23 protein-coding genes and 1 pseudogene are annotated in these 22,454 nt (G+C 65.1%); 9 read left to right on the top strand and 15 right to left on the bottom strand.

Going from position 1 to position 22,454, the window contains the following annotated elements; all coding sequences use genetic code 11:
• Window positions 1-31 precede the first annotated feature (31 nt).
• Window positions 32-619: an oligoribonuclease gene (gene orn / locus DW355_RS14635; RefSeq protein ID WP_131281107.1), complete on the top strand. Its 588-nt coding sequence runs from the start codon at window positions 32-34 to the stop codon at window positions 617-619.
• 259 nt (window positions 620-878) lie between these two features.
• The gene (locus DW355_RS14630; protein WP_131281106.1) at window positions 879-2,576 is read left to right on the top strand and encodes a DEAD/DEAH box helicase; all 1,698 of its coding nucleotides are present in this window, start codon (window positions 879-881) and stop codon (window positions 2,574-2,576) included.
• A gap of 99 nt (window positions 2,577-2,675) precedes the next feature.
• Here DW355_RS14630 and DW355_RS14625 read toward each other — a convergent pair whose 3' ends face one another.
• A complete protein-coding gene (locus DW355_RS14625) occupies window positions 2,676-3,203 on the bottom strand; it encodes a hypothetical protein (protein WP_131281104.1) in 528 nt (175 codons plus the stop codon).
• A 40-nt stretch (window positions 3,204-3,243) separates the two neighbouring features.
• Complete coding sequence (locus DW355_RS14620) at window positions 3,244-3,687, bottom strand: helix-turn-helix domain-containing protein (protein ID WP_131281103.1); 444 nt, start codon at window positions 3,685-3,687, stop codon at window positions 3,244-3,246.
• A 410-nt stretch (window positions 3,688-4,097) separates the two neighbouring features.
• Here DW355_RS14620 and DW355_RS14615 point away from each other — a divergent pair, with 410 nt between their 5' ends.
• Window positions 4,098-4,622: a gamma carbonic anhydrase family protein gene (locus DW355_RS14615; RefSeq protein WP_131281101.1), complete on the top strand. Its 525-nt coding sequence runs from the start codon at window positions 4,098-4,100 to the stop codon at window positions 4,620-4,622.
• Between the two features lie 52 nt (window positions 4,623-4,674).
• On the top strand, window positions 4,675-5,679 hold the full coding sequence (locus DW355_RS14610) for an Hsp33 family molecular chaperone HslO (protein ID WP_131281099.1): 1,005 nt from the start codon (window positions 4,675-4,677) through the stop codon (window positions 5,677-5,679).
• Here DW355_RS14610 and DW355_RS14605 read toward each other — a convergent pair.
• The 4 genes and pseudogenes from DW355_RS14605 to DW355_RS14590 all read right to left on the bottom strand — a co-directional run bounded on the left by DW355_RS14605 (window position 5,633) and on the right by DW355_RS14590 (window position 9,545).
• Complete coding sequence (locus tag DW355_RS14605) at window positions 5,633-6,109, bottom strand: hypothetical protein (protein WP_131281097.1); 477 nt, start codon at window positions 6,107-6,109, stop codon at window positions 5,633-5,635. The genes DW355_RS14610 and DW355_RS14605 overlap by 47 nt on opposite strands.
• Before the next feature lie 22 nt (window positions 6,110-6,131).
• Window positions 6,132-6,422, bottom strand: a complete 291-nt coding sequence (locus tag DW355_RS14600) for a septum formation initiator family protein (protein ID WP_131281095.1) — start codon at window positions 6,420-6,422, stop codon at window positions 6,132-6,134.
• 69 nt (window positions 6,423-6,491) lie between these two features.
• Entirely contained in the window at window positions 6,492-7,778 is a 1,287-nt protein-coding gene (gene eno, locus DW355_RS14595; protein ID WP_131281093.1) for a phosphopyruvate hydratase, read from the bottom strand.
• An 82-nt stretch (window positions 7,779-7,860) separates the two neighbouring features.
• Window positions 7,861-9,545, bottom strand: a pseudogene (locus DW355_RS14590) (CTP synthase).
• Window positions 9,546-9,966: 421 nt separating this feature from the next.
• On the opposite strand from DW355_RS14590, the gene coaBC reads away from it, so the two are divergent.
• From coaBC to DW355_RS14575, 3 genes are read left to right on the top strand one after another with little or no spacing between them, the layout of a single operon-like run.
• A complete protein-coding gene (gene coaBC, locus DW355_RS14585; RefSeq protein ID WP_131281091.1) occupies window positions 9,967-11,193 on the top strand; it encodes a bifunctional phosphopantothenoylcysteine decarboxylase/phosphopantothenate--cysteine ligase CoaBC in 1,227 nt (408 codons plus the stop codon).
• Between the two features lie 17 nt (window positions 11,194-11,210).
• Window positions 11,211-11,660 carry a dUTP diphosphatase gene (gene dut, locus DW355_RS14580; protein WP_131281089.1) on the top strand — a complete coding sequence of 150 codons (450 nt, stop codon included), beginning with the start codon at window positions 11,211-11,213 and terminating at the stop codon, window positions 11,658-11,660.
• A 33-nt stretch (window positions 11,661-11,693) separates the two neighbouring features.
• A complete protein-coding gene (locus DW355_RS14575) occupies window positions 11,694-12,131 on the top strand; it encodes a GNAT family N-acetyltransferase (RefSeq protein WP_131281088.1) in 438 nt (145 codons plus the stop codon).
• A 35-nt stretch (window positions 12,132-12,166) separates the two neighbouring features.
• On the opposite strand, the gene DW355_RS14570 is transcribed toward DW355_RS14575, so the two are convergent.
• Together DW355_RS14570 and DW355_RS14565 are read right to left on the bottom strand one after the other, a co-directional pair.
• Complete coding sequence (locus DW355_RS14570; RefSeq protein WP_131281087.1) at window positions 12,167-13,810, bottom strand: glucan biosynthesis protein; 1,644 nt, start codon at window positions 13,808-13,810, stop codon at window positions 12,167-12,169.
• A gap of 29 nt (window positions 13,811-13,839) precedes the next feature.
• A complete protein-coding gene (locus DW355_RS14565; RefSeq protein ID WP_131281085.1) occupies window positions 13,840-14,406 on the bottom strand; it encodes an FKBP-type peptidyl-prolyl cis-trans isomerase in 567 nt (188 codons plus the stop codon).
• A 53-nt stretch (window positions 14,407-14,459) separates the two neighbouring features.
• On the opposite strand from DW355_RS14565, the gene DW355_RS14560 reads away from it, so the two are divergent.
• Both DW355_RS14560 and DW355_RS14555 read left to right on the top strand, forming a co-directional pair.
• Window positions 14,460-15,650, top strand: coding sequence for a JmjC domain-containing protein (locus DW355_RS14560; protein WP_131281083.1), 1,191 nt, complete (start codon window positions 14,460-14,462; stop codon window positions 15,648-15,650).
• Between the two features lie 348 nt (window positions 15,651-15,998).
• Window positions 15,999-16,211 carry a hypothetical protein gene (locus DW355_RS14555; RefSeq protein WP_131281081.1) on the top strand — a complete coding sequence of 71 codons (213 nt, stop codon included), beginning with the start codon at window positions 15,999-16,001 and terminating at the stop codon, window positions 16,209-16,211.
• 94 nt (window positions 16,212-16,305) lie between these two features.
• Here the strand turns inward: DW355_RS14555 and DW355_RS14550 are convergent, their stop codons facing one another.
• From DW355_RS14550 to DW355_RS14525, 7 genes are all read right to left on the bottom strand, one after another.
• Window positions 16,306-17,157: a MipA/OmpV family protein gene (locus tag DW355_RS14550; RefSeq protein WP_165493205.1), complete on the bottom strand. Its 852-nt coding sequence runs from the start codon at window positions 17,155-17,157 to the stop codon at window positions 16,306-16,308.
• Between the two features lie 19 nt (window positions 17,158-17,176).
• Complete coding sequence (bamC, locus tag DW355_RS14545; protein ID WP_242671185.1) at window positions 17,177-18,340, bottom strand: outer membrane protein assembly factor BamC; 1,164 nt, start codon at window positions 18,338-18,340, stop codon at window positions 17,177-17,179.
• Window positions 18,341-18,408: 68 nt separating this feature from the next.
• A complete protein-coding gene (dapA, locus tag DW355_RS14540) occupies window positions 18,409-19,308 on the bottom strand; it encodes a 4-hydroxy-tetrahydrodipicolinate synthase (RefSeq protein ID WP_131281077.1) in 900 nt (299 codons plus the stop codon).
• Window positions 19,309-19,409: 101 nt separating this feature from the next.
• The gene (locus tag DW355_RS14535) at window positions 19,410-19,955 is read right to left on the bottom strand and encodes a class I SAM-dependent methyltransferase (protein ID WP_131282763.1); all 546 of its coding nucleotides are present in this window, start codon (window positions 19,953-19,955) and stop codon (window positions 19,410-19,412) included.
• Between the two features lie 41 nt (window positions 19,956-19,996).
• On the bottom strand, window positions 19,997-20,809 hold the full coding sequence (locus DW355_RS14530; protein ID WP_131281075.1) for an SDR family oxidoreductase: 813 nt from the start codon (window positions 20,807-20,809) through the stop codon (window positions 19,997-19,999).
• Window positions 20,810-20,927: 118 nt separating this feature from the next.
• Complete coding sequence (locus tag DW355_RS18415; protein ID WP_278249363.1) at window positions 20,928-21,053, bottom strand: hypothetical protein; 126 nt, start codon at window positions 21,051-21,053, stop codon at window positions 20,928-20,930.
• Between the two features lies 1 nt (window position 21,054).
• Entirely contained in the window at window positions 21,055-22,290 is a 1,236-nt protein-coding gene (locus DW355_RS14525; protein ID WP_131281073.1) for an MFS transporter, read from the bottom strand.
• Window positions 22,291-22,454 lie beyond the last annotated feature (164 nt).

Here is a 22,454-nt window from a genome sequence, read left to right as displayed (position 1 = left end):
CGAAGTTTAGGGGATCGGGGACAATACGGGCATGAGTGACGCCGCGAATGCCCCCAATCCCCCCGAGACGTTGAAGAAATCGGACCAGAACCTGGTCTGGCTCGACTGTGAAATGACGGGTCTGGACCCCGAGAAGGAGCGCCTGATCGAAATCGCCGTGATCGTCACGGGCCCGAACCTGGAGCCTCGCATCGAAGGCCCGGTGCTGGTGATCCATCAGAGCGACGAGATCCTGGACCAGATGGACGCCTGGAACAAGGGCACGCATGGGCGCAGCGGTCTGATAGATAAGGTGAAAGCGTCCACGCTGACCGAGCAGGAGGCCGAGGAGCAATTGCTTGCCTTCATCAAACAGTACGTGCCCAAGAGCGGCACGCCCATGTGTGGCAACACCATCAGCCAGGATCGCCGTTTCCTGGTGAAGTACATGCCCAAGCTGGAGGCCTGGTTCCATTACCGCAATTTGGACGTGAGCACCCTGAAGGAATTGGCCAAGCGCTGGCGGCCCGAGGTCTACAGCGCCTTCAAGAAGGCGCAGAAGCACACGGCGCTGGCGGACGTGCACGAGTCCATCGACGAACTCATGCACTACCGCACCCATTTCCTGAAGCTGGGCTGAACGCCCGCGCCAGCGCGAAATCGCAAGCCGTGCGATAATCCGACCTGCGCTCTTTTTCTGAGGGCGCTGACGCACATCTCCTCATCACACACCGGACGTGAGTTCTTCTACGAAAGAACTCGTTGAGAAATGTCCACCCATGCCACCCGGCATGGATTCCCGTTTGATGGTTGATGTCTTTTAACCATTGAACGGGGCGCACCGCAACTCAGGCGGCGCGCCGTGCCGCGTTTTGCGCGGTTTTCCGTGTGAGCATGAAATGACCGACACCTTGAACATGACGGGCGATCTCGTTTCCGAGAACGCTCCCGTCGAATCCACCATTTCCGAAACCATCGCGCCCAACGGCTTCGTGGAACTGGGCCTCGCGCCTGAACTGATCCAGGCCGTGGCCGACCTGGGCTATACCCAGCCCACCTCCGTGCAGAACCGCGTCATCCCGCTGGCGCTGCCGTCGGACGATGCCACCCATCAGGGCTACAACGACCTCATGGTCTCCAGTCAGACCGGGAGTGGCAAGACCGCCGCCTTCCTGCTGCCTGTGCTGCACACCTTGATCCAGCAGCAGACCGAGGCCGCTGCCCAGGAGCGTGAGGAGTACGAGCGCGCCTGCGCTGATGCCGCCGCCAAGGGTGAAGCCGTTCCCAAGCGCAACAAGCGCAAGGACCCGACCAATCCGCGCAACTTCAAGGCGGCCGCTCCGGGCGCTCTGGTGTTGTGCCCCACGCGCGAGCTGGCGCAGCAGGTCGCGCATGACGCGATCGAATTGGTCAAGCATTGCCGGGGCCTGCGCATCGCCAACGTAGTGGGTGGCATGCCCTACCAGTTGCAGATCGCCAAGCTGCAGAACGCTGGTCTGGTCGTGGCCACGCCGGGTCGCCTGCTGGACCTGCAGCGCTCGATGCAGATCAAGCTGGACCAGGTCCAGTTCCTGGTCGTGGACGAAGCCGACCGCATGCTCGACCTGGGCTTCACCGATGACCTGGCCGAAATCAACGCGCTGACGGCGGGTCGTCGTCAGACCATGATGTTCTCCGCCACCTTCGCGCCGCGCATCCAGCAGCTCGCCATGCGCGTGATGCATGACAACGGTTCTCAGGTGAAGAAGGTGCAGATCGACGCGCCGCACGAGAAGCACGCCAACATCAAGCAGGTGCTGCATTGGGCCGACAACTTCGCGCACAAGCGCGCCTTGCTGGACCATTGGCTGCGTGACGCCAACATCGACCAGGCCATCGTCTTCGCCAGCACGCAGGTGGAATGCGACGGCCTGGCCGCCGACCTGCAGCAGGCCGGCTTTGCCGCCGTGGCCTTGCACGGCGCGCTGAGCCAGGGTCTGCGCAACCGTCGCTTGATGGCGCTGCGCAGTGGCCAGGTGAAGTTTCTCGTGGCCACCGACGTGGCCGCGCGCGGCATCGATGTACCGACCATCACCCACGTCTTCAACTTCGGTTTGCCCATGAAGGCCGAGGACTACACGCACCGCATCGGCCGCACCGGTCGCGCGGGGCGCGACGGCATCGCGGTGACCATCGCCGAATTCCGTGACCGCCGCAAGATCGGTGACATCGAGTTCTACACCAAACAGCCTTTCAAGGCCGAAGCCATTCCGGGGCTGGAGCCGCAGCAACGCATGCCGTCGTTCCGCCCTGAGCGGAGTGACAGCAGGGGTGACCGCGGCGATCGCACCGGTCGTTCCGATCGGGGCGGCGGTTTTGGCCGAGGCAGTTTCGGCAAGGGGCCTGGCGGCGCGGGTCGTCCGGAAGGCAACCGTGGTGGCGCGGGTCGTCCGGAGTTCGGCAAGGCCCATGGCTTTGGTGATCGTCGTGAACGTGGTGCTGCCGACACCGGCCGTACCGGTCGGCCCGAGGGCGCCCGCCCGGCTTTTGCCAGGCCGGCGGGGGACGCGCCGCGTGGTGGTGGCAAGCGCCCGTTCGCGGCGCGCACGCCGCGCTGAACACCTATGGTCTTTCCCGGCAATGATCGCCGGGCAGAAAAAAGGGGCGCCTCGTGCGCCCCTTTTTGTTGCCTGCCGCCAGCGAATCGGGTGGCTGATTTATTCGAGTCGCAGGTAGTTGCAGGACAGGGCCCAGTCGAACCAGTTGCACATGAAACCATCGTCCTTGGCCAGGACCAGGCGGCGACCCGCTGGCGGTGTCAGCCAGGCACGCGCGTTTTCCGGCGGCAGCCCATAAGTGACGCTGACGCCCCCTCCGCTTGCGCGGCCCTTGGTTTCGGACAGCGCGGTGTAAGGCAGTCGGATCTGTGAGCCATCGTTGCAACGCAGGTCCAGCACGCCACCGGTGCTGTTGGTGTAGTTCATCGTGCCCATGCAATCCAGCGCGGGATCGGTCTCATTGCTCAACTCGATCGTGGCGCTGCGGTCGGTGTACAGCACCGCCTTGCCGGTTAGCAGCCGGTCGCCGATCACGGCCAGGGCGAGCGATGGCGTGGCCACGGCACGCATGGCTTTGCTGTGCATCCAGGCACAACCGCTCAGCAGACTGCCTGCCATGAGGGCCGTGATCAGCCGCAGCCGGTTCGGGCGCAGGCGGGATGGATGATGGTGGGGGTCGCAAACCATGATGAATCTCATGTCTTCTTGAGCGGTCACAGTGAATGGATCACATCTCGGCCAATTTGGCTGCCGCGCCGCGCTTGCCGAGCTTGCGGATCGCGGCGATGTTCTGCAATTGGCTTGAGCGGGGGCGGGCCTGTCCCTTTTCCCAGTGGTAAACCGTCTGCTGCGTCACGCCGATCAGCTTGCCCATGTCGGCCGCCGAGAGGTCCAGTTTCTTGCGCAGCGTGGCAAAGCCATTCGCGCGGAAACGCAGTCGTGGGTTGTCGTCGTCTTCCGTCGTCGTGCCGCTGGCGACACTCTTGCTGCGACCACCGCCCTTGGCCTGTTTGGCCAATTGCCGCTGCTGGTCCTTCAACTGCCGTTTGAGCGCGGCCAGTTCGGTGCGATAGCGGGAAGAGGCTTTCTGGAGCGCCTGCAATTCGGTGCGGACTTCCTTGCGCGCCAGGCGGACGATTTCGGCTTTGAGCAGGGAGGCAAGCTGGGCCATAGGCGATTTGGGGAAATGTGGAGGGAATGTGCTTGGAAATTCTGGGCGCGACCTCGGAGCCTGCAAGGCGTGGAGCACCCTGGGACTCGGCACATGCGTACCAACGCACACGCTGGGACGCGGCAGGGCTTAGGATACACCACGAAAAACAGAGGTGGCGTGCAATAACGCGCCTTTGCCGGCCCTTTCCTGGTGCTCAGGCGTACCGGTGCCTGATTCTGTGGCGCTTTTGCGCCGAACTTTGAGATTTCCGTCATTTCGCCGAGGCGTCTTGCGCGATGTTCTGGTCGTGGGAGGCTTCATACAATCTCACCCTGCCGCGCGGCGCGCGATGCAGTCCGAGTCATGGATGCCAAGTGTCGGTACGGCGAACGGGTATCGTGGCGCGATGGTGTCGCAGAAAGGCTGGTATGGCGATTTATGAACTGGACGGGCATGCCCCGACACTTGGGCTCAATGCCTGGGTGGCCGATAGCGCGCAGGTGATCGGCAAGGTGACGCTTGAGGAAAACGCCAGCGTCTGGTTTGGCACGGTGGTCCGAGGTGACACCGAGCATCTGCACATCGGCAAGGGCAGCAATGTCCAGGACGGTTCCGTGCTGCACGCGGACGCTGGTATACCGCTGCGCATCGGCGAGGACGTGACCGTGGGTCACAAGGTGATGCTGCATGGGTGCACAGTCGGAGATGGCTCGCTGATCGGCATCGGCGCTGTGGTGCTGAACAATGCCAAGATCGGCAAGAATTGCTTGGTGGGCGCGGGCGCGCTCGTGACCGAAGGCAAGGCGTTCCCCGATGGCAGCATGATCCTGGGCAGCCCGGCCAAGGCCGTGAAGCAGCTCAGCCCGGAGCAGATCGAAGGCCTGCGGCGCATCGCCCGGCACTATGTCGATAACGCGGCCTTGTACCGCCAGGGCTTGAAGAAAATTGGCTGAACCGCATCTGTGTCGATTGACTCTGACCTTAAGACTTTTTTTGAATTCCAGCGTGTCCGAACTCCACAAATTCCTGTTTGAAGGCCTGCCGGTGCGCGGTTCTCTTGTTCGCCTGGACGCCGATGCCTGGGGCGAAATCCTGCGCCGTCGTGCGCAGAGCCCTTCGGGTGTCGCGCCAGGTGCGGCTTCCGGCGCCTATCCCTTGCCAGTCCAGAACCTCCTTGGTGAGATGGCTGCTGCAGCGGTGCTGATGCAATCCAGCATCAAATTCGACGGTGCCTTGATCCTGCAGGTGTTCGGTGACGGTCCGGTGAAGCTGGCCGTGGCCGAAGTGCAGTCTGACCTGCGCCTGCGCGCCACGGCCACGGTGCAGGGCGAGGTGCCTGCCGAGGCGCTGCTATCGGATCTGCTGAATGTGCAGGGGCAAGGTCGTTGTGCCGTGACCCTGGACCCCAAGGGGCGCCAGCCGGGCCAGCAGCCTTACCAGGGCGTGGTGCCCCTGAGCGACGCGGATGGTCGTGGCATGCGCAGCCTGTCCGAGGCCTTGCAGCACTACATGCGCCAGAGTGAGCAGCTTGACACGACGCTGGTGCTGGCAGCCGACGAGCGGGTGGCCGCGGGCTTGCTGATCCAGCGCTTGCCCGTGCAAGGGGCTGGCAACCTGGAGGGCGAGAGGGGTGCTGAACAGGCTGCTGAAATGCAGGAGCATTACAACCGCATCGCCACCCTCGCATCCAGTCTGAAGCGCGAGGAGTTGCTGACCTTGGATGTGGAGACCATCCTGCGCCGCCTGTTCTGGGAAGAGAAGCTGCAGCGATTCGAGCCGATGCTGGCGGATCAAGGGCCACGTTTCGCCTGCACCTGCAGCCGCGACCGCGTGGCCGGCATGATCCGTGGACTGGGTCGCGAGGAGGTGCAAGACATCGTCGCGGAACAAGGCGCGGTGCAGGTGGACTGTGATTTCTGCGGCGCCAGCTACCGATTCGATGAAATCGACGCGACCCAGCTCTTCACCCAGGCGGAAGATCAACCACCGTCCAGCTCGACGGTGCAGTAGGGACGGACGTCGCTCTCGCGCGTCCGGTGAACAAGCGGAACTCGCAATCCGGGTCGGCGCAGCTGTCGCAGGGGCCGCGCCAGCGGCCCTGGCTCTGGTGCAGGGGAACGTCCTGCGGAAGGATCAGCTGCATAGCAGCGCGCAGGCGCTGCGGCCCCTGCCCATACACCACGCCATAGGTTCGACCTGCCTCACCCAGCCAAACACGTAGCTGGGCATCTTCGGCGCGGCGGCTGGCTTGCTGGCTTGCCGCCTCCGACTGAAAGCGCGTGTCTGGCCAGTCCAGGCCCATCAGCAGGGCACGATCCCAGGTCAACACCGTGTCGAGGTCCGGCGCATCCAGGAATACATGCTCGGGCCAGTGCCGCGAGAGTGCATGCGACAACCAGCTCTTGCCGGTGCCGGCCGCGCCGAGCAAGGCGACTTTCATGCGTGCATCGACTCCTCGGACTTTACTTTTCGATCTGCACGTAGATTTCGTTGGGCTTGACCATGCCCAAGTCTTGCCGGGCTTTTTCCTCGACCATGTCCAGGCCGTCCTGCAGGTCCTGCACCTCGGCGGCCAGGCGTTCGTTCTGCTGCCTTGCCTCGGCGTTGCGTTGGGTCTGGGCTTCCAGTTTGTTGGCCAAGGCCGCGACCTGGGGCACGCTGCCCCGGCCCAGCCAGAGCTGCGCATGCACGATCAACAGCAAGGCCACCAGCAGCAGCGGCAGCAGACGAGAAGGGCGGGGCGGTCGTGCCATGGAGGATCGTGCCTTGCCGCCTGTTCCTGATATCAGCGTGTACGCATGCCGGGCCTGAAGTAAGCAGGCTTACTTCAGGTTGTAGAAGGCCGAGCGACCCGGATAGACCGCGACTTCGCCCAGGTCTTCCTCGATGCGCAGCAACTGGTTGTACTTGGCCATGCGGTCGCTGCGGCTGAGCGAGCCGGTCTTGATCTGGCCCGCGTTGGTGCCCACCGCGATGTCGGCGATGGTGCTGTCCTCGGTCTCGCCCGAGCGGTGGCTGATGACGGCGGTGTAGCCCGCGCGCTTGGCCATCTCGATCGCTGCGAAGGTCTCGGACAGGGTGCCGATCTGGTTGATCTTGATGAGGATGGAGTTGGCGATCGACTTGTCGATGCCTTCCTTCAGGATTTTGGTGTTGGTCACGAAGAGGTCGTCACCCACCAACTGCACTTTCTTGCCCAGGCGCTCGGTCAGCGTCTTCCAGCCGTCCCAGTCGCCTTCGGCCATGCCGTCCTCGATGCTGATGATGGGGTACTTATCACACCAGGTCGCCAGCATGTCTGTCCACTCGGGGGCGGAAAGCTTCAGGCCACCTTCGCCTTCCAGCACGTACTTGCCTTCCTTGTAGAACTCGCTCGAGGCGCAATCCAGGCCGAGTGCGATCTGCGAGCCTGCTTCATAGCCCGCCGTGGCAATGGCTTCGAGGATGAGCTGGATGGCTGCTTCGTGGTTGGCCACATTGGGCGCGAAACCACCTTCGTCGCCGACTGAGGTGGGCATGCCCTTGGCATCGATGATTTTCTTGAGGGCGTGGAACACTTCGGCACCCCAGCGCAGCGACTCGCGGAAACTGGGCGCGCCCACGGGCAGGATCATGAATTCCTGCAGGTCCAGGCTGTTGTTGGCGTGCGCGCCGCCGTTGATCACGTTCATCATGGGCACGGGCATCTGCACCGCGCCCATGCCGCCGAAATAGCGGTACAGCGGCAGGCCGGCCTCCTCGGCTGCCGCGCGGGCCACGGCCATGCTGACCGCCAGCATGGCATTGGCGCCCAGGCGACTCTTGTTGTCGGTGCCATCCAGGTCGATCAAGGTCTTGTCCAGGAAGGACTGTTCGGCCGCGTCCAGGCCCAGCACGGATTCGCTGATCTCGGTGTTGATGTGCTCGACGGCCTTCAGCACGCCCTTGCCGAGATAGCGGCCCTTGTCGCCGTCGCGCAGTTCGATGGCCTCTCGGCTGCCGGTGGAAGCGCCCGAGGGCACGGCCGCGCGGCCCATGGTGCCGCTTTCCAGCAGCACGTCGCATTCCACCGTGGGGTTGCCACGGCTGTCCAGGATTTCACGACCGACGATGTCAACGATGGCGCTCATGTTGTCTTCTCTTTACTCGAAGTTGAAAAAACGGTGGAAGGGCTGAAGTGGGCGGTGCGTGAACGGATGGCGGGTGCCGGGTTCAGGCCGCGACTTTCAGCGCCGGGTTCGGGGCGCTGCTCTGGCCGCTGCCCTGACGGGTCAGCGCGGCCTTGACGAAGGAATTGAACAGCGGATGACCGTTCCACGGCGTGGACTTGAACTCGGGGTGAAACTGCACGCCAACGAACCAGGGGTGAGTGGTCTGAGGCAGTTCGACGATCTCGGTGAGGTGTTCGCGCTGGGTCAGCGCGGAAATCACCAGACCTTTTTCGCGCAGCGTGTCCAGGTAGTTGACGTTGGCTTCATAGCGGTGGCGATGACGTTCCGTCACCACGTCGCCATAGATGTTGTGGGCCAGGGTGCCCTTGACCACGTCCGAGCTTTGCGCGCCCAGACGCATGGTGCCCCGAGGTCGGAATTGGCGTCGCGCTTCTTGATGGTGCCGTCCGCGTCCTTCCACTCGGTGATCAGGGCAATGACCGGGTGCGCGCAACTGGGTTCGAACTCGGTGCTGTTGGCGTCCCTCAGGCCCGCGACGTGGCGCGCGAATTCGATGGTAGCCACCTGCATCCCCAGGCAGATGCCCAGGTAGGGCACCTTGTGCTCGCGCGCATAGCGGGCCGTGCTGATCTTGCCTTCGATGCCGCGCTTGCCGAAGCCGCCGGGCACGAGGATGGCGTCGTACTTCGCCAATTGGTTCACCGTGTCGTCGGTGATGGTTTCTGAATCCACGTGCTCGATCTTCACCCGCACGTGGTTCTTCATGCCGGCGTGGCGCAGCGCCTCGTTGACGGACTTGTAGCTGTCTGACAGGTCCACGTACTTGCCGACCATCGCGATGGTCACCTCGCCCTGCGGATGCTCGACCTCACCAACCAGCGCGTCCCAGCGCTTGAGGTTGGCGGGTGGCGTGTTGATGCGCAGCTTGTCGCAGATCAGTCCGTCCAGGCCTTGTTCGTGCAGCACGCGCGGCACCTTGTAGATGGTGTCCACGTCGGGCATGGAGATCACGCCCCAGTGCGGCACGTTGGTGAAGAGGCTGATCTTCTCGCGTTCATCGTCGGGGATGGCCCGGTCGGCACGGCACAGCAGCGCGTCGGGCTGAATGCCGATCTCACGCAGCTTCTGCACCGTGTGCTGGGTGGGCTTGGTCTTGAGTTCACCCGCCGCGGCGATCCAGGGGACGTAGGTCAGGTGCACGAAGGCCGCATTGTTCGGGCCGAGGCGCAGGCTGAGCTGGCGTACGGCTTCGAGGAAGGGCAGGGATTCGATGTCGCCGACCGTGCCGCCGACTTCGACGATGGCCACGTCCACCGCATCGGGCGTACCGACGCCCGCGCCGCGTTTGACGTATTCCTGGATCTCGTTGGTGACGTGCGGGATCACCTGCACCGTCTTGCCGAGGTAGTCGCCCCGGCGTTCCTTCTCGAGCACGCTCTTGTAGATCTGGCCGGTGGTGAAGTTGTTGCTGCGCTTCATCCGCGTTTCGATGAAGCGCTCGTAGTGACCGAGGTCCAGGTCGGTTTCGGCACCATCGTCGGTGACGAAGACCTCGCCGTGCTGGAAGGGCGACATGGTGCCCGGGTCCACGTTGAGGTAGGGATCGAGCTTGATGAGGGTGACTTTGAGGCCGCGCGATTCAAGGATCGCGGCGAGAGACGCGGAGGCGATGCCCTTGCCCAGGGAAGACACCACGCCGCCGGTGACGAAGACGAATTTGGTCATGTCGAGTCGAACCGTGCAAGGTTCGATGAGCAGGTAAAGCGAGATTATAGGCGTGGTGGGTGGGCGCTTTTTCGCCGGCCAGGGTTGTCGGGGGTATCGTGCAGGCTTGGCTGGCGAAGGCCGCGCCGGCGCTGGGGCCCACGCGCTCATGCGGTGATGGTCGGCTGCGCCGACTTCGCGCTTGGGGCAGGCAGGAGGCCACAGCGATAACAACTCGCTTCGCGCTTTCAGCGCTGCGCTCAAACACGTTATCGGCCATCAGATGCACGACGCGTGACGACGCTTGTCGTCACGCTGTGGCCTCCTGCCTGCCCCAAGCGCCATCCCCGAAATCGCGCGCGGGCCCCAGCGCCGGCGCGGCCTTCGCCAGCCAAGCCACAGGGGCGAAGCGCACAGACGGGAACTGCTACATTCCCGGGCCATGAACGATCTCGCTGGAAAACACATCGTCCTGGGCCTCTCCGGGGGCGTGGCCTGCTACAAGTCGGCGGAGCTGTGTCGCTTGCTGATCAAGGCGGGCGCGACGGTGCAGGTCATCATGACCGAGGCCGCCGCGCAGTTCATCACCCCTGTGACCATGCAAGCGCTCTCGAACCGGCCGGTGTACCTGTCGCAGTGGGACGCGCGCGAGCCGAACAACATGCCCCACATCAACGCGACGCGGCAGGGCGACCGGCACGCAGATGCCATCCTCGTCGCGCCGGCCAGCGCCGATTTCATCGCCCAGCTGGCACAGGGCCGGGCCAGCGAGCTGCTGGGCCTGATGTGTCTGGCACGCCCCATCGACCAGGTGCCCCTGCTGTTGGCCCCCGCCATGAACCGCGAAATGTGGGCCCACCCCGCGACCCAGCGCAACTTGGCCCAGGTGGACGTCGATGGGGCCACGCTGCTGGGCGTGGGCCATGGCTTGCAGGCCTGCGGCGAGACTGGGGACGGCCGCATGCTGGAGCCAGTGGACATCCTCGAAGATCTGACTGCTTTCTTCCAGCCCAAGCTGCTACCGGGCCGGCGCATATTGGTCACGGCGGGGCCGACTTACGAGGCCATCGACCCGGTGCGCGGCATCACCAATCGCTCCAGCGGCAAGATGGGATTTGCCATTGCCCGCGCCGCGCGCGAGGCGGGTGGGGATGTGACCCTGGTGGCGGGACCGGTGCACCTGCCCACGCCGCGTGGCGTGACGCGCATTGACGTGCGCACGGCCCAGCAAATGCAGCAGGCGGTGCGGGATATGGTCGACCATGCTTCCATTTTCGTAGCAACCGCCGCCGTGGCGGATTGGCGACCCGCCAGCGTGGCGGAGCAGAAGATCAAGAAAGACGGCAGCGGAAAACCGCCCGCGCTGGACTTCATCGAAAACGTGGACATCCTTGCTGGCGTGGCACAGCACCCACGGGCCAAGAGCGGCGCGCTGTACTGCGTCGGCTTCGCTGCCGAAAGCCACGATCTGCTGACCCACGCCCAGGCCAAGCGCGCGCGCAAGGGCGTGCCTTTGCTGGTGGGCAACATCGGTCCGGCCACCTTCGGTCAGGACGACAATGCCTTGCTGCTGGTCGATGAAGTCGGCACCAAAGAATTGCCCCACGCCGACAAGCTCACGCTGGCGCGCCAACTGGTGGCCGAGATCGCCCAGCGTCTCAAGAGTTAATTCTTCCGTTTCTTCCCATGCACATCGACGTCAAGATCATCGACGCGCGCCTGCGCGATCAATTGCCCGCCTACGCCACGCCCGGCAGCGCCGGCCTGGACTTGCGCGCCTGCCTGGATGCGCCCCTGACCCTTGCGCCCAACGCCTGGCAACTCGTGCCCACCGGCATGGCGATTCACCTCGCGGACCCCGGGTACGCTGCGCTCATCCTGCCGCGTTCGGGGCTGGGCCACAAACATGGCATCGTGCTGGGCAACCTCGTGGGCTTGATCGACAGTGATTACCAGGGGCAGCTGATGGTCAGCGCCTGGAACCGCAGCACCACGGCCTTCACCATCGAGCCCATGGAACGCATCGCGCAACTCGTCATCGTGCCCGTGGTGCAGGCAAGCTTCAATCTCGTGGACGAGTTTGTGTCGGCGACCGAACGTGGCGCGGGTGGTTATGGTTCGACCGGCAAACGCTGAGTCTCGTCCACGTCGCCTCAACAGGAGTTGCCCATGACGCTGCGCATCGCCCCCCTGCAGCCTGAGGATCGGGCCGCCTGGGAAAATCTGGCGCGCGGCTACAAGGCTTTTTACAACACGCCCACCGCGGACGAGGCGTACGACAGTGCCTGGAACCGCCTCTTGAATCAGGATGGCATCCACGGTCTGGGTGCTTACCAGGACGATGAGCTTCGGGGGCTGGCTCACTACCTCTTCCATGCCAACACCTGGGCGCCTTCGGTCTGCTACTTGCAGGATCTGTACACCGATCCTTCGGTGCGTGGACAAGGCATAGGCCGCGCGCTCATCGAGGCCGTGGCGGCGCAGGCCAGGGAACGGGGCGCCGCGCGTTATTACTGGCTGACGCAGGCGGACAACGCCCGGGCGCGGGCCCTGTATGACCAATTGGCCCACCACGGCGGTTTTGTCCGCTACGACTACCCCCTTTAACGATCCGCCTTCAGCGGCCGCGGTGCAGGGCGGGCCTACACCGGGTGGTACTGGTACAGCCAGGTCTCCGACAAGGTCTGCCCGGCCTGACGCAGGTAGAGCCGCATGTCCACTGGCTCCTGTCCGTTCACCGTGAGGTCGAACGCCGCGCGCCAGTGGCCCGGCACGCCATTGGGCACGGCTTCGCAGAAGACATTGCCAAACGTTCCGCGCGAGGCGCTGAGCACCGCCTCGGGCTTCACGCCCCAAGGCAGCTGGCTCAGCGGTCCGCCCAGGAACTCGACCACGAACTTGCGTACGCCCCGCGGGCGCGGCTTGCCAGGCTCGCCGCCGTGGCCCAGGCGCGTGGCGACGCAGTGCGCCAGGGCGGCGCGCGGCGCGGCCGGCTCGTCCGCACGCCAGTGCAAACGGTACTTCAGGCGGTGGCTGCTGCCGGCCTTGGCTTCGGCTTGCGGCACCCACATGGCGACGATGTTGTCGTGGATCTCGTCGTCGGTCGGAATCTCGATGAGTTGGACGCTGCCCGCGCCCCAGTCGCCCAGTGGTTCGACCCAGAGGCTGGGGCGGCGGTCGTAGGCGACGCCATCCAGGTAGTGGTCGAAATCGCGGTCGCGTTGCAACAGGCCGAAGCCGCGCGGCGTGCGATCTGCGAAGGCCGAGGCCATGGTGCGTTTCGGGTTGTTCAGCGGGCGCCAGATGCGTTCGCCGCTGCCTGTCCACAGGGCCAGGCCATCGGAGTCGTGCACCTCGGGTCGCCAATCCACGGCGCTGGACTTGTCCGTCTCGGAGAACCAGTACATGGACGTCAGCGGCGCGATGCCTAGGCGCGCCACGTCGCGGCGCAGGAAGAGCGCGCAGTCAATCTCCATCAGCACCGCGCCATTCTTGCCCAGGTCGCGCCGCAGGTCGAAGCGGTAGGCACCGCTGATGCTGGGACCGTCCAGCAAGGCATATACCGTGACGGTGTGGTCCCCCGACTTGCCCGAGGGCGGCAGGAACCAGAAGTGGGTGAAGGCGGGGAATTCCTCCGGCTTGCCGGCCTGCGCCACGTCCAGAGCCACGCCGCGCGCCGACAAACCGTATTGGTAGAGGTCCCCGATGGCGCGGAAGTAGGACGCCCCCAGAAAGGCCACCCAGTCATTTTTTTGCCAGGGCAGTTGCTTCTGCGCCTCGGCGCCGCCGAGCCGGCTTTCCTGGAAGCGGAAACCCGCGAAACCCGCGCCGGCCGCAAGCTCGCGCGCCGGGCTGTCGGCCGGCATGTCGAAGTAGGCCGGGTTGTAGAGAATCTCGCGCGCCTGGCGGCCCGACGCCTCCAGCAGATGCATGTGCACCGGGGTCTGGAAGTAGCGACCGAGGTGGAAGAAAGTGACGGGGAAGGACCCCGGCCCTCGCGCGAAGAGCGCGAATTCGCTCTTGTAGCGCAGCTTGCCGTGGGCGTCGTAATCGATGCGCTCCAACACATCGCGCGACAGCGCGGGCGACGGGGCGTAGGCCTGACCGGCCAGCGTCCGCGCGCGTGCGATCAGATCGTCGAAGGAGAACGCCTGCGCGGGGCCGTACTCCAGTTGGGTTGGTAGCGCCGCCCATGCTGCATGGGGTAGCGCGTTCCAGGCGCCGAGGGCGCCCGCGCCGACCAGTAGGCGTCGGCGACTCAAGGTCTCGGGGGTGTCCTTGCTCATGTCGTGGGTCTCGTCAGCGCTGTCCGTGTTCAATGCAGGGAACTACCGCCGTCGCCCTGCTCGTGCAGGGGCGCGATGCGGAAAAAGCCCGTGCCCGCAGTGCCGCGCCCTATCTCTTCCTCGGTGGCTTCACGCACGCTTTCGACCTTCAGCTTGAGGCGCAGGGCGATGCCGGCCAGCGGATGGTTGCCGTCGAGCACCACATGGTCGGGGTAGATTTCGGTCACGGTGTAGAGCGCATCGCGGGGCGCGTCCGGGTTGCAGCCAGTGGGCAGGGCGTGGCCTTCCAGGGTCATGCCTTCTTCGAGCTCGGCCGGAAAGAGCTCACGCTTTTCCAGGAAGAGCAACTGGTCGTTGAAATCGCCGAAGGCTTCCTCGGGCTCCAGGTGCACCGCCACGCTGGCGCCAATGCCGTGACCTTGCAATGCCTGTTCGATCTTCTCGAACAGGTCTTCGCCCCCAATCAGGAATTCGACGGGGTCATCGAGCACGTCGAGTTCCTCGCCAAGGGTGTCGGTCAGGGTCCAGGTGAGCGCGACCACGCATTGCGGCGTGACGGCGTCCAGGCGCTTGTCGTTCGGATGGTCTGTGTTCATGGGGGACAATTGTCGCCCAAGCTTTTTTCACCTGCGCACACGAAAGCCTTCTCATGGATGTGAACTTGCCGCTGACCCTGCTGGGCGGCATCAGCCCCGCCGCCTTCATGCGCCGCTATTGGCAGAAAAAGCCTCTGCTGGTGCGCCAGGCCGTGCCCGGCATGCGCGCCCTGCTCACACGCACGGAACTGTTCGCCTTGGCGGGACAGGAGGACGTGGAATCTCGCCTGGTCACGCTGGAAAAGCGGGGGCGCAAGGAAAGCTGGGGTCTGAGGCGGGGGCCTTTCGATCGGCGTGCCTTGCCCGCGCTCAAGCCCGGCAAGGGTGAGGCCTGGACGCTGCTGGTGCAAGGCGTGGACCTGCACAGCGAAGCCGCGCATCAGATGATGCAGCAGTTCCGTTTCGTGCCCGACGCGCGCCTGGACGATCTGATGATCAGCTACGCGGTGGAGGGGGGAGGCGTGGGACCGCATTTCGACAGCTATGACGTGTTCCTGCTACAGACGCATGGCAAGCGGCATTGGAAGATCGGCAGCCAGCAGGACTTGAAACTCAGGGCCGGCGTGCCACTGAAGATCCTGGCCGATTTCCGGCCCGAGCAGGACTTCGTGCTGGAGCCGGGCGACATGCTCTACCTGCCGCCGCAGTACGCCCACGATGGCGTGGCGGTGGAAGGCGAGTGCATGACCTGCTCCATCGGCTTTCGTTCCCCAAAGGCGGGCGGGCTGGCGCAGGAACTGTTGCAGCGCCTGGCGGAGGATGCCGCCGAGGGCATGGATGCGTCAATGGCCGACGCGCTGTACCGCGACCCGACGCAAGCTGCCGTTGGCGCACCCGCCGGCATGCCCGGCTCGCTGCTGCGTTACGCCAGGCAGGCGGTGCAGCAGGCCCTGCGCGATCCACAGGCGCTGGCGCGGGCCCTGGGCGAGGTCCTGAGCGAACCCAAGCCGCAGGTGTGGTTCGAGCCGGCTTCTCCGGATGCGGCTGGGGGTATGACTGCCATCGCGTCTGGCATCCAACTCGACCGGCGCACGCGGATGCTCTACGACGACGTACATCTCTTCATCAACGGCGAGAGTTATCTTGTCTCTGACGAGGACGGAGGGCGTGACGCGGTGCTTTTGCGTCGATTGGCGGACGAGCGGCGTATGGGGGCCGCGGACCTGCGAAAAGTCAGCCGACCGGCGCGGGAATTGATCGCTGAGTGGCGCGAGGCCGGTTGGTTGCATGGCATTCCCGGCTGAGGAAGGACGGTTGCGTCAGCTGGGTGGGTTTGTGAAACTGCGTCATAGTGGTGCAATCCCATGCAAAATGATGAGGATTTTCCGGAACTGCAGGCATCTTTGATCAAACTGCATTCACCCGTTTCGCCTTTGTTTCAAGGGTAATCACGAATTTATTTTGCATGACGGCAAAAAAATCCTGGAACCGTGCCTAAAATTCTGCCCCAATCCGGGTCGTGTGAGCGGGCCGGATTGCCAGTGTGGTGCATTGATGGGGCGCGTCTAGGCGGCCTGCCATTTCACGTGTTCCGCATCGGGGGAAAATTTTTTTGTTGCCGCTCTTTTATTCACTTTCTTAATTCAACCATCATGAAAAAGTCTCTTGCTCTGATCGCCGTGATTTCCGCCGTGGCCCTGGCTGCTTGCGGCAAGAAAGAGGAAGCCGCTGCTCCCGCCGCCGCCCCGGCTGCTGCTGAAGCGCCTGCCGCCGCCCCGGCTGCTGCTCCCGCTGACGCTGCTGCTGCTCCCGCCGCCGCTGCTCCGGCTGCCGCTCCCGCTGCTGCCGAGCCGGCTAAGAAGTAAGCTTCGGCTTCGAGTAGGCGCTCCGAGCGCTGAAAGTCAAAAAGCCACCGCAGTGATGCGGTGGCTTTTTTTGTTTTTGTTCGGAGAGTCCCGGCTAGAAGCGGTACATCAGTGCCGCCACGGCCATGGTGTTGCGCTTCTCCTGCACCAGTGGGCTGTCGGCCGCATCACCTTGCCAGTAGGTCTGACTGACCATGAGCAAACCCACGGTGGTCGGTGAGAAAAGCTGGATGACGACCAACGACAGGCGCAGGTCACGCAGTCCGCCATCGGTCTTGTGCTCGGTGTAGCCGCTGGAAGTTGACTGTGCCCGCGTGACACCGAAATAGGTCTGCATGTAGCCCTGGTTGGCCCAGTTCGCTGCAAGGCCCAGGTTCATCAGGCTGCGCTCCCCCAGCCGGGTGCCCCAGCCCAGGCCCAACTCGGCCTGCCCGCCCTGGCGATCCTCGCCCGAGCCGTAGCGCAGATGGGAGCGCAGGCTCAGCTTGCCGCCCAGCCAACTCCCCAAGCGTTGGTGCGCGAAGCCCCCCAGCTCCGCTCCGCGGTTGACGTTACCCATGCCGCGCAGCGCCGGATCGTCGCTTTCCTCGCGATCCGGAGAGACTCCGACATGCACCCCCATCTGCAGGCCGGGCGTGGGCGATCCACCGTACCCGACGCCGTTGATGCCATCGACGAACCACCCGTTGGCCCAGCGGTAGCTGAGGTAGGGCAGGGCCCGCAATCGATTGTGATCCGCGCCCATGTAGCGAGGGGTGCTGAGTGCCGCCGCACCGATCTGCCCCGTGTCCGTGGCGGCCGTGCCTTCACCGCCCGGGTCTCCGAACTGGGCTTGGGCGACGGTGGGTGCGGCAACCAGCGCCAGCCAGGTCAGGCTGGTCACCAGCCCGCGCCGGGCCAGCACCTGCGATGGATGGGGCGGCATGCCCCCAGGCCGTTGCTTCACGCGTGTGCCTTGGTCCGGTTCAATGCAGATCGTCCACGAGCACCTGCAGGATGTTGCGCGCCTGTTCGGAGCTCTCGGGCGCGCCATCGGCGTTGAGCACGGCCACCGTGCTGAGGTTGCCCTCCGCGCGCACCGTGATGCGGTACCTGCGCGGAGTCTTGTCCAGCGGTTTCGCACCACCGAAGGTCCGTGCCCACCAGCCGGGTTCTTCCTCGCCAGTCTTGGGTGGCTGCACATAGCGCACGTAGTAGATGCCCTGGCTGCGGTCGCGGTCTTCCACGGTGAAGCCGGTGCGGTCCAGCGACAGGCCGACGCGCCGCCAGGCGCGGTCGAAAGGCTCGCGCACGCTGACCACGGACTGGCCGTTGCGTTGCTCCAGCTGCGCGGTCTTGGGCGCGGCCTGGGCGGGATCGGTCAGGCCAGCGGTCTGTCGGTCTGCTTGTGCCGCCGCCTGCTCGGCGGGCGCGCCAAGCTTGATCATCAGGCGACGCAGCATCTCGATTTCCATGTCCGGGTCGGAGGGGCGTGGCTGCCAGATCGTCTTGCGCGAGCCGTCAGGGTTGGAGCCGGCGTCGTCCGCGTAGACCTCTTCCAGGCCACGATGGCTGATGTAGATCTCGGTGCTGGTGCCGCCATCGGGGGCCGCGACGCGTTCCACGCGGGTGCGGTACAGGTCCAGGGTGCTGGTGGACATCAAGGCACCCAGAATCTTGCGCATGAAGTTCTGCGGCAGCTTGGCGCGGTTTTCAGCCCATTCCGTTTCCATCAGGCCCAGTTTGGGATCGTCCTGGGAAAGCTTGAGGCCGGTTTCCTCCCAGAAGGCGTGCAGCTTGGGCCAGATGTCCTCCGGTGTCATGCCCGTGGCGATCAGCCAGCGCACGCCCCCCTGACCTTCCAGGCGCAGGCCGGGCACACTGGGTGCCACGGTTTGCGCCCGAGGGGTGTTGACCACAGCGCCGCCGCCATAGGTGCTCGCGCTGACGGTGCTGCCGGGCAGGGCGTAGCGCGTGTCCTGAGGCAACTGCGTCAGATCAGGGGGCACCGCCAAGGGCGTGTTCTGGACGGCCGCGCCATAGTCCACCTTGTCGCCCTCAAGCGCCGCACAGGCGGAAAGCAGGAAAATCGACAGCAGCACGAGGCCCCGCTGCAGCGCGCGGGTACGAAGAGACGAAACGGAGTTCAAGGGGATTCCTTCTTGGGGGCAGACCGGCGCGGGGCGCCGGGGCCTGCGTCAGACAGCCAGGCGTTGTTTCAGAGCAGGCCAGTGAGGCGCAGCGCGCCTTCCACGGCAGTCTGGCCGCTCGCTGACAAGGGGGTCAGGGGCAGCCGCAGGGCACCGCCGCAGCGGTCCATGCGTGCCAACGCCCATTTGACGGGGATGGGGTTGGGTTCGACAAAGAGCTGACGGTGCAGGGGCATGAGGCGGAACTGGATTTCCATCGCACGCTTCACCTCACCGGCGATGGCGGCCACGCAGAGTTCGTGCATCAGGCGCGGCGCGACGTTGGCCGTCACGCTCACATTGCCCTGGCCACCGCAGAGCATCAGGGCCACGGCAGTCGGGTCGTCGCCGGAGTAGATGGCGAAGTTCTTGTTGACCTTGGGCACTTCGCGGATGAGCCACTGCGCGCGCTCGATGTTGCCCGTGGCTTCCTTGATGCCGACGATGCCGGGCACCTGGGCCAGGCGCAGCACCGTGTCATGCGCCATGTCGGCCACGGTACGGCCGGGCACGTTGTACAGGACGACGGGCAGATCCACCGCTTCGGCGATCTTCTTGAAATGCTGGTACTGGCCTTCCTGGGTCGGCTTGTTGTAGTAGGGCACAACCTGCAGCTGGCAGTCCGCACCGACGTTCTTGGCGAACTTGGCCAGTTCCACCGCTTCCGCCGTGGAGTTGGCGCCGCAACCCGCCATGATGGGCACGTGCTTGGCGTGCTTGCGAGCCTGTTCGACCGAGACGCGGATGATTTCGCAGTGTTCCTCCACGCTGACCGTGGGCGATTCACCGGTGGTGCCGACCACGCCGATGCAGTCCGTGCCTTCGGCGATGTGCCAGTCGATCAGGGAACGCAACGTGGGGTAGTCCACGCTGCCGTCGTCATGCATCGGGGTGACGAGGGCCACGATGCTGCCAGTGATGGGGGTCATGTCGGACTGGAATGAGAGGTTGGTCGTTCTGGGACGCCCGAGGGAAGGCAGTCCTGTTGGAGGCTGGGAGCTATTTTACGATCCCCGGGCGTCGGCCCGGCCTAATTCCGCACGGCTGCGATGCGTTGCACGCACCGAACCGGGTTGTCCAGGGTGACGTCTTCATAGGCCACCACGCGCAAAGGTGCAGGGGCGATCGCGCAGGCCGCCAGCAGTTCGCCCGGGCGCAGCAGGAAGTCCGGGTTCGAGGGTTTGCCGTGCTGCTCGTTGCCCAGAGCAAAGGTTTCGTAGATCAGCACGCCACCCGGGGCCACACTCTGAACGATGGTGGGCAGCAGCGCGCGCCAGAGGTAGTTCGTGACGACCACGCCCGCGTAGGTCCGGCCGGGCAAGGGCCAGGGACTGCGTTCGAGATCGGTCTCGATCAGGGTGGCGCCGGGCAAGGCCGCGTGCACGGTCGCCAGGGCCAGCGCGTCGCGGTCCAGCCCGGTGACCGGGTGACCGCGTTCGTGGAACACGCGCAGGTGGCGTCCCGTGCCACAGGCCACGTCCAGCACCGCGCCACCCTGCGCGCCGCTGCTGCCATTGACAACGTCCCGGGGCACCAGAGGCGCCCAGCGTCGCACCCATTCGGAAGGGCCGGACATCGAGGCGGGCCCCGTGACTGACACGACGGAAGGCCTCGTGTTCAATGCGGTTTGACCTCTTCCTTGAGCGCCGACAGCGCGATGCGTTCCACCAAGCCCGGAGCGAGCAGCTTGAGCCAGCGCCCCAGCTTGCCCTGCGCTGTCATCACCACCTCGCGCTGGCGGCGCGTCATGCCGCGCAGGATGAGGCGGGCGCATTCCTCGACCGGCATGGCCTTGTCTTCCCGCAGTCCGCTGCTGCCCGCGGCCTCTCCCCGGGCGTTGTAGCCCCGGTGGCGGGTGCGCGTGGCCACCACGCCAGGGTAGACGGTGGTCACGCTCACGCCGGAGGGTTTGAGTTCGGCGCGTAGCGCCTCGAAGAAGCCACTCAGCGCGAACTTGCTCGCGCTGTAGGCGTTGCGGCCGGGCACGCCGACCAAGCCTGCCAGCGAAGACACGGCGACGATGCGGCCGCGCGACGCCAGCAGATGGGGCAAGGCCGCGTGCGTGCACCAGACACTGCCCCAGAAGTTGACGCGCATCACGCGCTCGTACCAGCCCAGGTCTTCGGCCCTTACCTCGGCAAACAGGGCTTGGGCAGAAACGCCGGCATTGTTGACCAGCGCGTCGATCCGGCCGCTCCGCTGCACGGCCTCGGCGATCAGTGCGCGGCACTGGGCTTCGTCCGACACATCGGTGGGCACGACCAGAGCCTGAGCACCGTGCTGGCGGCATTGCGTGGCCACGGCTTCCAGCGCTTCGCGCTGGCGCGCGGCGAGTACCAGGGTGGCGTCGGCGCCGTGGGTCTCGGCCATTTGGCGCGCCAGTTCGGCGCCGATGCCGTCGGAGGCACCGGTGATCACGAGGGTTTGCATGTGGTTGAAAGTCTTCTGGCGTTTTTCTGGAACAGGCGTAGGCCGGTCCGTTCCTGCGGCCACGCAGTTAGGGATGCTGGTCATCGCGTATGGGCGTCCCATGCAGGGAATGCAAGGCTCAGAAGCAGGCCCAGATCTGGTCGGCCAGCGTCACCATGAACTCAGGCCGCAGGTAGAGCGCGAACGCCGCCGCCACCGCCGCGAGCGCGGTGGCCCAGATCAGCAGGCGATGCAAGCGGGTCATCTCAGGTCCCTTGTGCGGCCGGGGCTCGGCGCAGGATGGCGGATTCGCGCACCGGCAGGTTGATCAGCGCGGCGAACACGCCCAGCGCGATTGAGATGTACCAGACCACATCGTAGCTGCCGGTCTTGTCATACAGGTAGCCACCCAGCCAGACGCCGAGGAAGCTGCCGATCTGGTGACTGAAGAAGACAAAGCCGCTGAGCATGGACAGGTGTGCCACGCCGAAGATCTGCGCGATCGCCGCGTTGGTCGGCGGCACGGTCGACAGCCACAGCACGCCCATCACCGCCGCGAACAGGTAGACGCTCATGGGCGTGAGCGGTGCCAGCAGGAAGGCCGTGATGGCGATGGAGCGACCGAAATAGATGAAGGCCAGGATGTTCTTCTTCGCCAGCTTCTGGCCGAGCTGACCCGCCGTGTAGGTACCGAAGATGTTGAACAGACCGACCAGGGCCAGCGCGTAGCTGGCCACCTGTGGTTGCAGACCGTGGTCTTTCAGGTAGCTGGGCAGGTGCACGCCGATGAAGACCACCTGGAAACCGCAGACGAAATAGCCCGCCATCAGCATCACGAAGCTGGGGTAACCAAAAGCCTCGCGCAGGGCCTGAACGATGGTCTGTTCGCGCTTCGGCGGCGCGCCTTTGGCGAACCCCGGCTCGCGCAGCAGCAGGCCCAGCGGCACGATCAGCAGGGCCACCACGGCCAGCAGCACCAGGGCCTGTTGCCAGCCAAAGCTGGCGATGAACAGCCCTTCCACCGGTACCATGAAGAACTGCCCGAAGGAGCCCGCCGCCGCCGTGATGCCCATGGCCCAGGAGCGTTTCTCGGGTGGGATGTTGCGGCCGATCACGCCGTAAATCACGGCGTAGGTGGTACCCGCCTGCGCCATGCCGATCAGCACGCCGGAGGACAGCGCGAAAAGCAGAGGGGTGTCCGCGTGGGCCATGCCCGCCAGGCCTAGCGCGTAGAGCAGGCCACCGACGAGGATGACCTTGAGCGCGCCGAAGCGGTCGGCCAGCATGCCCGAGAAAATGCCCGCGACACCCCAGGCCAAGTTCTGGATGGCGATGGCGAAGGCAAAGGTCTCGCGCGTCCAGCCCTGGGCCTGCGTGACGGGTTGCAGCCACAGCCCGAAGCCGTGGCGGATGCCCATGGACAGCGTGACGATGGCGCCGCCGCAGATGAGTACCTGGGCAAGGGTCAGGGGCTTGGGCGGGGCGGATGTGGCGGAGTTCATAGCCGTAGTCTGTGGTGTGTTGTTGTTCGATGCGCGCTCGGTTGGAGCCTGGAGTCTCGCCCGGAACTGTAGCCTTTTTACCCGGATCGCGTCGTCGCGTGCTGGACGCACGGGCGTGGCGCACGACGCGGAAATGGACCGGCTACATGAAATCGGCGAGGCCG

Origin of the sequence: Hylemonella gracilis (assembly GCF_004328645.1) — a bacterium.
Classification (GTDB): domain Bacteria; phylum Pseudomonadota; class Gammaproteobacteria; order Burkholderiales; family Burkholderiaceae_C; genus Hylemonella; species Hylemonella gracilis_B.
The sequence above is the reverse complement of the archived record's forward strand: the minus strand, read 5'-3'. Positions and strand labels throughout refer to the sequence as shown.

Bases quoted from the DNA above. Each gene is read 5' to 3' on its own strand.
- orn (WP_131281107.1), top strand. From the start codon at position 32: ATGAGTGACGCCGCGAATGCCCCCAATCCCCCCGAGACGTTGAAGAAA.
- DW355_RS14630 (WP_131281106.1), top strand. From the start codon at position 879: ATGACCGACACCTTGAACATGACGGGCGATCTCGTTTCCGAGAACGCT.
- DW355_RS14625 (WP_131281104.1), bottom strand. From the start codon at position 3,203: ATGGTTTGCGACCCCCACCATCATCCATCCCGCCTGCGCCCGAACCGG.
- DW355_RS14620 (WP_131281103.1), bottom strand. From the start codon at position 3,687: ATGGCCCAGCTTGCCTCCCTGCTCAAAGCCGAAATCGTCCGCCTGGCG.
- DW355_RS14615 (WP_131281101.1), top strand. From the start codon at position 4,098: ATGGCGATTTATGAACTGGACGGGCATGCCCCGACACTTGGGCTCAAT.
- DW355_RS14605 (WP_131281097.1), bottom strand. From the start codon at position 6,109: ATGAAAGTCGCCTTGCTCGGCGCGGCCGGCACCGGCAAGAGCTGGTTG.
- DW355_RS14600 (WP_131281095.1), bottom strand. From the start codon at position 6,422: ATGGCACGACCGCCCCGCCCTTCTCGTCTGCTGCCGCTGCTGCTGGTG.
- eno (WP_131281093.1), bottom strand. From the start codon at position 7,778: ATGAGCGCCATCGTTGACATCGTCGGTCGTGAAATCCTGGACAGCCGT.
- coaBC (WP_131281091.1), top strand. From the start codon at position 9,967: ATGAACGATCTCGCTGGAAAACACATCGTCCTGGGCCTCTCCGGGGGC.
- dut (WP_131281089.1), top strand. From the start codon at position 11,211: ATGCACATCGACGTCAAGATCATCGACGCGCGCCTGCGCGATCAATTG.
- DW355_RS14575 (WP_131281088.1), top strand. From the start codon at position 11,694: ATGACGCTGCGCATCGCCCCCCTGCAGCCTGAGGATCGGGCCGCCTGG.
- DW355_RS14570 (WP_131281087.1), bottom strand. From the start codon at position 13,810: ATGAGCAAGGACACCCCCGAGACCTTGAGTCGCCGACGCCTACTGGTC.
- DW355_RS14565 (WP_131281085.1), bottom strand. From the start codon at position 14,406: ATGAACACAGACCATCCGAACGACAAGCGCCTGGACGCCGTCACGCCG.
- DW355_RS14560 (WP_131281083.1), top strand. From the start codon at position 14,460: ATGGATGTGAACTTGCCGCTGACCCTGCTGGGCGGCATCAGCCCCGCC.
- DW355_RS14555 (WP_131281081.1), top strand. From the start codon at position 15,999: ATGAAAAAGTCTCTTGCTCTGATCGCCGTGATTTCCGCCGTGGCCCTG.
- dapA (WP_131281077.1), bottom strand. From the start codon at position 19,308: ATGACCCCCATCACTGGCAGCATCGTGGCCCTCGTCACCCCGATGCAT.
- DW355_RS14535 (WP_131282763.1), bottom strand. From the start codon at position 19,955: ATGTCCGGCCCTTCCGAATGGGTGCGACGCTGGGCGCCTCTGGTGCCC.
- DW355_RS14530 (WP_131281075.1), bottom strand. From the start codon at position 20,809: ATGCAAACCCTCGTGATCACCGGTGCCTCCGACGGCATCGGCGCCGAA.
- DW355_RS18415 (WP_278249363.1), bottom strand. From the start codon at position 21,053: ATGACCCGCTTGCATCGCCTGCTGATCTGGGCCACCGCGCTCGCGGCG.
- DW355_RS14525 (WP_131281073.1), bottom strand. From the start codon at position 22,290: ATGAACTCCGCCACATCCGCCCCGCCCAAGCCCCTGACCCTTGCCCAG.